General features: G+C 67.6%; 7 protein-coding genes. 3 read left to right on the plus strand and 4 right to left on the minus strand.

Going from position 1 to position 5,912, the window contains the following annotated elements; translation table 11 throughout:
• Positions 1–1,253, minus strand: a 1,253-nt coding sequence (argH, locus tag G3N62_RS33860) for an argininosuccinate lyase (RefSeq protein ID WP_206141470.1), incomplete at its 3' end; no start/stop codon positions are given.
• Between the two features lie 125 nt (positions 1,254–1,378).
• Here argH and G3N62_RS33865 point away from each other — a divergent pair.
• Positions 1,379–2,257, plus strand: coding sequence for a LysR substrate-binding domain-containing protein (locus G3N62_RS33865; RefSeq protein ID WP_034190949.1), 879 nt, complete (start codon positions 1,379–1,381; stop codon positions 2,255–2,257).
• 39 nt (positions 2,258–2,296) lie between these two features.
• On the opposite strand, the gene G3N62_RS33870 is transcribed toward G3N62_RS33865, so the two are convergent.
• The 3 genes from G3N62_RS33870 to G3N62_RS33880 all read right to left on the minus strand — a co-directional run bounded on the left by G3N62_RS33870 (position 2,297) and on the right by G3N62_RS33880 (position 4,902).
• On the minus strand, positions 2,297–2,827 hold the full coding sequence (locus tag G3N62_RS33870; protein WP_049035167.1) for a GNAT family N-acetyltransferase: 531 nt from the start codon (positions 2,825–2,827) through the stop codon (positions 2,297–2,299).
• An 89-nt stretch (positions 2,828–2,916) separates the two neighbouring features.
• A complete protein-coding gene (locus G3N62_RS33875) occupies positions 2,917–4,026 on the minus strand; it encodes a DNA alkylation repair protein (RefSeq protein ID WP_124670557.1) in 1,110 nt (369 codons plus the stop codon).
• Positions 4,027–4,203: 177 nt separating this feature from the next.
• Complete coding sequence (locus G3N62_RS33880) at positions 4,204–4,902, minus strand: hypothetical protein (protein WP_124670556.1); 699 nt, start codon at positions 4,900–4,902, stop codon at positions 4,204–4,206.
• A gap of 371 nt (positions 4,903–5,273) precedes the next feature.
• Here G3N62_RS33880 and G3N62_RS36320 point away from each other — a divergent pair, with 371 nt between their 5' ends.
• Together G3N62_RS36320 and G3N62_RS33885 are read left to right on the plus strand one after the other, a co-directional pair.
• Entirely contained in the window at positions 5,274–5,402 is a 129-nt protein-coding gene (locus G3N62_RS36320; RefSeq protein ID WP_257786220.1) for a hypothetical protein, read from the plus strand.
• Between the two features lie 29 nt (positions 5,403–5,431).
• Complete coding sequence (locus G3N62_RS33885) at positions 5,432–5,602, plus strand: LysR family transcriptional regulator (RefSeq protein WP_226194263.1); 171 nt, start codon at positions 5,432–5,434, stop codon at positions 5,600–5,602.
• Positions 5,603–5,912 lie beyond the last annotated feature (310 nt).

Here is a 5,912-nt window from a genome sequence, read left to right on the forward strand (position 1 = left end):
CACGAGATCACCGGCGCGCTCGCGTCGGCCAGTTCGATGCCGTCGTGCTCGCACACGCGCACGAGCGCGCCGGTGATCTCGTGTGCCTCGCTGAACGGCACGCCCGTCAGCGCGAGCCAGTCCGCGACCTCGGTGGCGAGCGTGAAGCCGAGCGGCGCCTGACGGCGCATCTCGTCGACGTTCACGCGCATCGTGCGAATCATCCCCGCCATCGCGGGCAGCACAAGTCCGAGCGTATCGATCGAATCGAACGCGGCGATCTTGTCTTCCGCGAGATCGCGGTTGTACGCGAGCGGCAGCGATTTCAGCGTCGCGAGCAGGCCGGACAGGTTGCCGATCAGGCGCCCCGCCTTGCCGCGCGTCAGCTCCGCGATGTCGGGGTTCTTCTTCTGCGGCATGATCGAGCTGCCGGTCGCGTAGCTGTCGTCGAGTTCCACCCAGCGGAATTGCCGCGACGTCCACAGGATCACTTCTTCCGACAGGCGGGACAGGTTCACGGCCAGCATGCTCGTGACGAACACGAATTCGGCGACGTGATCGCGCGCGGCCACCGCGTCGATCGAGTTCTCGCAGGGTGCGTCGTAACCGAGCTCCCGCGCCGACAGCTCGGGCCGCACGCAGATCGCCGAGCCGGCGAGCGCAGCGGCGCCGAGCGGCGAACGCGCAGTGCGACGGTCCCAGTCGACCAGGCGGTCGGCATCGCGATACAGCGCCTGCGCGTGCGCGAGCAACTGATGCCCGAACACGATCGGCTGCGCGGGCTGCAGATGAGTGAAGCCGGCGGTCACGGTGTCGACGTGCCGGCTCGCCTGGCCGACCAGCGCATCCTGCAGGTCGAGCACGCCGCGCACGAGCCGGCGTGCGTGGTCGCGCAGATACAGGCGCAGGTCGTTCGCCGCCTGGTCGTTGCGCGAACGCCCGGCGCGCAGCTTGCCGCCGAGCGCCGGCAGCCGCTGCGTGAGCACCCGTTCGAGAAACGTATGGACATCCTCGTCGGCGAGCGACGGCGCGATCGCGCCCGCGGCGTAATCGCGTGCGATGCCGTCCAGCGCGGCCAGCAGTTGCGCGAGTTCGTCGTCGTTCACGATGCCGGCGCGGTTCAACTCGCGCGCATGCGCGCGCGAGCCGGCCAGGTCGTAGGGCACGAGGCGGAAGAAACTCGGATCGGAACGCGACAGGTTCTGCAACGCGTCGGACGGTTCGGACTGGAAACGGCCGCCCCACAGGCGTTCGATCGGTTCGGTAAGGCTCATTGCGGTCGACCTCGACTCGGTTGGATGCCCCCAACTGTAGGCATTCAATTTTTTTTGTTGTAGCGAGAAATTGAATCCGCTTAAATGAAATTTTTCTCAGTATCGTCGCCGCCGACGCTCCCCCGATGCGCAACCGCCTGCCCCCGCTGAATCCGCTTCGCGCCTTCGAGGCCGCTGCCCGGCGCGGCAGCGTGGCGGCCGCCGCCGACGAGCTGCACGTGACCGCGAGCGCGGTCAGCCACCAGATCCGCATTCTCGAAAGCACGCTCGGCATCGCGCTGTTCGTCCGATCGAAGGCGCGCGTGAAGCTCACGCCCGAAGGCGAGGGGCTGCTGAAACCGGTCAGCGCCGCGTTCGACATGATCGCGAACGCCACCGTCAGGCTCGAATCGCCGGCCGCCGTCGGCGATCTCGCCGTATCGACGCCGCTGTCGCTGACGTCGCGCTGGCTCGCCCGGCACATCGGCGATTTTCTCGAGCGCTACCCGGGCATTCATCTGAAAGTGATTCCGTCGAACGACGAGCGCGAGATCCATTCGCCGGACGTCGACGTCTGCATCCGCTACGGGGAGGGCAACTGGCGCAACCGGCATGTCGAGCTGCTCGCGCATCCGGCGCTGTTCCCGGTCGTGAGCCCCGCGCTGATGAACGGGCGCGATGCGATCCGCAAGGTGCAGGATCTCGCCGGGCGCACGCTGTTCTGCGAACATGCGGGCTCGTGGATGCGCTGGCTGGCCGAAGCGAACGCCGACAGGCTGCCGGGCATCCGCATCCTCGAGATCGGCAACGCGCACATCGGCGTCGAGGCCGCGGTACACGGGCAAGGCGTCGCGCTCGGCGACAGCCTGTCGGTGCGCGACGACCTGATCGACGGCACGCTCGTGCGGCCGTTCAGCGAGACGGTGCCGTCACGCCACGCGTACTATCTCGTCACGCGTCACGAGCTGACCGAAGCGCCGCTCGTGACCGCGTTCACGTCGTGGCTGCGCGCCCGTCTGGCGTGACGCGTGCCGCCGGCGGGTACCGCGGCGGCCATGGTGCGATCAGGACGCGAGGCGCGCCAGGTCGTCCCATACGATGACGACGTTGTGCGACCGCCAGACCGGCCCCGCATCGACGTACTCGCCCGCGAGCCGGCCATCCAGCGCCGCGTAGAAGGCGAGCGCGGCATCGTTGCCCTTGACCACGCTCAACGCGGCGCCCGGATAATGCAAGCGGCTCAAATGCGTCGCGAGTCGTGCGAGCAGCTGGCGGCCGATGCCGCGGCGCTTGAATTCGGGATCGACGTACAGGAACTTGATTTCGCCGCGGCCGCCGAATACGGGCTCCGACGGCGCGCCGGCCATCCCGATGCCGACGATCCTGCCGCCGGCGTGTGCCACGAGCACCCGTTGACGGGCGTCGTTCGACATCAGCTTTTCCCGCCATGTCTTGCCGCGGTAATGCTCGTCGAGAATCGCATGGGCCTGCGCCGGCGCGAGGTCCCGATAGGTATGCCGCCAGACCTTCACGTGAAAATCGGCGATCGCCTGCGCATCGTCGATATGGGCAGTCCTGATGGATATTCCGGTCATGGGAGATTCTCTCGGCGGCCACGCAGGCGCGGATGCGGTACACGCGGAGGATTGTCGACGATCCGGTCGGCGATGTCGAACGGCCATCCTCACATCGCGAGCTCGAAGAACGACCGCGCGACGACCTGGCCGTTGACGATCAGCTCGACCTCGTGCCGGCCCGCATAGTGCCGCCGCGTCGTGAAATCGCGGATCGCCCGGCTGTGCCGCAGCGCGACGCGCGCGCCGGGCTCGAGCGTCAGCCCCTTCAGCTTGAACACCTTCGGCGACGCCTCGCCATTTTGCTTCACGTACGCGATCCGGTAATCGACGACGAGCCGCTGCGCGGTGTCGGCCGTGGAATGCAGCTCGCAGTCGAGCGTGATCGATTCGCCGAGCACCACCTGCGCGGGCGTCACGCCGAACGGGCCGACGGCAAGCCGCGGCGCGCGTTCGGCACCGAGTATCGCGAGTGCGCGCGCATCGCCCTGCTTCACGAGCGTGCGCAGCGCATGCCGGACGATCCAGCGCGTATGCGGATGGTCACCGCCCCAGCGTTCCGCACGGTCGAGCACCCAGGCCGGATGCGACTTCGCCACGTCGTTCAGGTGATTCGCGACCGAGCGGCGCACGTAGGCGCTCGGGTCCGCGCGCAGCGTGTCAAGAATCGGCGCCGCGAGCGCCGGGTCGGCCTCGATGTCGCGCAGGCGGAACGACCACGGCAGGCGCGGGCGGCTTCCCTCGCTGGCCAGCCGTCGCACGGCATCGTCCGCGTCGTGCGACCAGGCTTCCATGGTGGCGAGCGCACGCGCGGTATCGACGCGCAGGAATTCGCGCACCGCGAATTCCGACGTACCGAACGACGTGAAGCCTTTCAGCGCGTCCATCGAACGGTCGAACGCATGCCGACCGTACTGCCCGACATAATCGGGCGCGATGAGCGACACGAATCCGCGGCCCAATCGTGGCGCCGCCTCCTGCAGCAACGCCAGCACGGCGTCGTAGCCGCCGGGCAATGCTTGCGCCGCCGCATCGATCGCCACGCTGGCGCGCCTGACGCGCGCCATCAGCGTCAGGTCGTCGAGGCCGTCGAGCGCCGTCGTCAGAAATGCCACCCGGTCGAAACCGGGTTCGATCGCATGCAGCAGGTCGGACAGTGTTCGGAATTGTTGCTCGCCCAACGAGTCTTTCAGCGGGGCGGAAGCCTGAGTAGTGGTCATGACGGAAGAGCGCCGATGTGCGCCGCGGATCAACGGATACGAAAGCGCACAGTATCGCCGAAGCTCGTGCCAATTCCTGTCAGTAGACTATGTGCGGCCGGAACCCTCTCGCGTGAGACTCAGCCGGCACACGTGAATCGCCTCGCCGGCGAGGGCGTCACGGGCGCACGCCGCCCTTCACGGCTGCTCGCGCGAAACGCCTCCGGCGAACCGGTTTCGCCACTGCCCGCCGGCGAACGCAACGACGATCAGCGACAGATAACCGGCGACGAGCAGATGCCGCCAGCTGTCGAGCGCGGCGCGATGGGCCACCAGCGCGGCGTCGGGGGCCGGTGCGGCGAGACTGCCCGGCACGACCGCGCGCGTCATCTGCACGAATCCGGCCGCCGACAGCACGGGCAGCAGGACGAGCACGCCCAGCAGCACGAACCGCGCGCGATGGAAAAACGCGCGCCGGCGCAAATGAAACCATAGCCCGAGGCTGCCGTGCACCCACCCGGGCGCGAGCAGCGCGATCTGCAAGCCCTGCGTGCCGCTCGTCAGCAACGCCACGACGACCCGCGCATAGTTCGGTTCGAAGCCGTAGAACGACGTCGCGACGCGTGTGCCGACGACGTGACGGATCAACAGCAGCGGCAGGCTGAGTCCGGCCCACAGACGCAGCCATTCGGCGGGCGGCAGCGCCCAGTGCCGGCGGCCGTAGATGGTGCGGATCGCCAGCGCGAAATGCAGGCCGGCCGCGCCGTACAGCAGGATCGTTCCGGGCACGCTTTGCCAGACGCCGATCGCCAGATGCAGGCCACGCTCGGCGACGTCGATCGACCAGATGCCGAGCGCGTGATTGATCATGTGAATGGAAATATAGATCCACAACATGATGCCGGACCCGAGCTGCAGCCTTCGCGCGGCACTGCGCACGCGGTCCCGGAACGCCGGCGACCGTGGCCCGTCGTTCGTCGTCGAGGCGGACCCGCGATCGCACGATGACTGGTCCGGAACGTCCCCGCGTAGCTGCTCCCCGTCGCTCATGGCCCCCTCCCTGTCGATGCGTCCGGCACTTGATCCGCATACCGCGGCGCGGGCCGGTTTATTCCGGCAACGTGCGACATCCCGCGGGCGAAGCACTTCGCGCGTCGGCGGGAATAGACGCCGTATGCGCAGGGTATACCGTGTGCGGGCACGACGGATCGCGCTCGTGACGCGCCGCCCCGCTTCCCCTCGCGGCGAGCGGGTTCGAGGAGACCATCATGTCCAACGTTCTGTCGCACTGGATCCTGATCGGCTGCGACGCATACGACGAGTATGTGTTCGTGCCGTGGCTCGGCAAATCGCTGTATCTGAGGACGGTCGCGCTGCGTCGCGTGTGCCTGCTGTGACAGGTTGGTCAGCGTAACTGGACAATGATATGGACCCGAATCTTCTGCCGCTGCTCCCTGCGGCCGCGAAAGAACGGAATTTCCGCGCGGCGGCAGACCGGATGGGCGTCACCCGCTCCGCGGTCGGCCAGGGCATCCGGCGCTTGCGGTTGACGCACGCCGCCCCACGTGAAAGCCCCCGCGATGGTCTTCACATATGAGGCTCGTCAGGTCGTCCCACACGAAGGCGATGATGTGCGACCGCCGAACCGGTCCCGGATCGACATACTCGTCTGCTGGCCGGCAATTCGGCGCTTCGTAGACGTAGACAAATAAGGTTGTCATCGTGCGTGGCATCGCGAAAACCGTGTCAACTCCCTGCGATGGTGTTGCAGCGTCCAGCCGCCGCGGTCACGCGTTGTACGCCCTCAAAATAGTCGCGATAAGCAAAGCGGGAATCGTTGTTTGCCGCGCCGCGCCCGGTTGCCGAGAATGTGCGTTTCCCCGCGCGCGGCTCCCGCGTGCAACCCG

Source organism: Burkholderia sp. Tr-20355, assembly GCF_017104685.1.
GTDB classification, from domain to species: Bacteria; Pseudomonadota; Gammaproteobacteria; order Burkholderiales; family Burkholderiaceae; genus Burkholderia; species Burkholderia seminalis.

What these genes read in the sequence shown, in the direction of transcription:
- G3N62_RS33865 (WP_034190949.1), top strand. Translation starts at nt 1,379, where the DNA reads ATGCGCAACCGCCTGCCCCCGCTGAATCCGCTTCGCGCCTTCGAGGCC.
- G3N62_RS33870 (WP_049035167.1), bottom strand. Translation starts at nt 2,827, where the DNA reads ATGACCGGAATATCCATCAGGACTGCCCATATCGACGATGCGCAGGCG.
- G3N62_RS33875 (WP_124670557.1), bottom strand. Translation starts at nt 4,026, where the DNA reads ATGACCACTACTCAGGCTTCCGCCCCGCTGAAAGACTCGTTGGGCGAG.
- G3N62_RS33880 (WP_124670556.1), bottom strand. Translation starts at nt 4,902, where the DNA reads ATGTTGTGGATCTATATTTCCATTCACATGATCAATCACGCGCTCGGC.
- G3N62_RS36320 (WP_257786220.1), top strand. Translation starts at nt 5,274, where the DNA reads ATGTCCAACGTTCTGTCGCACTGGATCCTGATCGGCTGCGACGCATAC.
- G3N62_RS33885 (WP_226194263.1), top strand. Translation starts at nt 5,432, where the DNA reads ATGGACCCGAATCTTCTGCCGCTGCTCCCTGCGGCCGCGAAAGAACGG.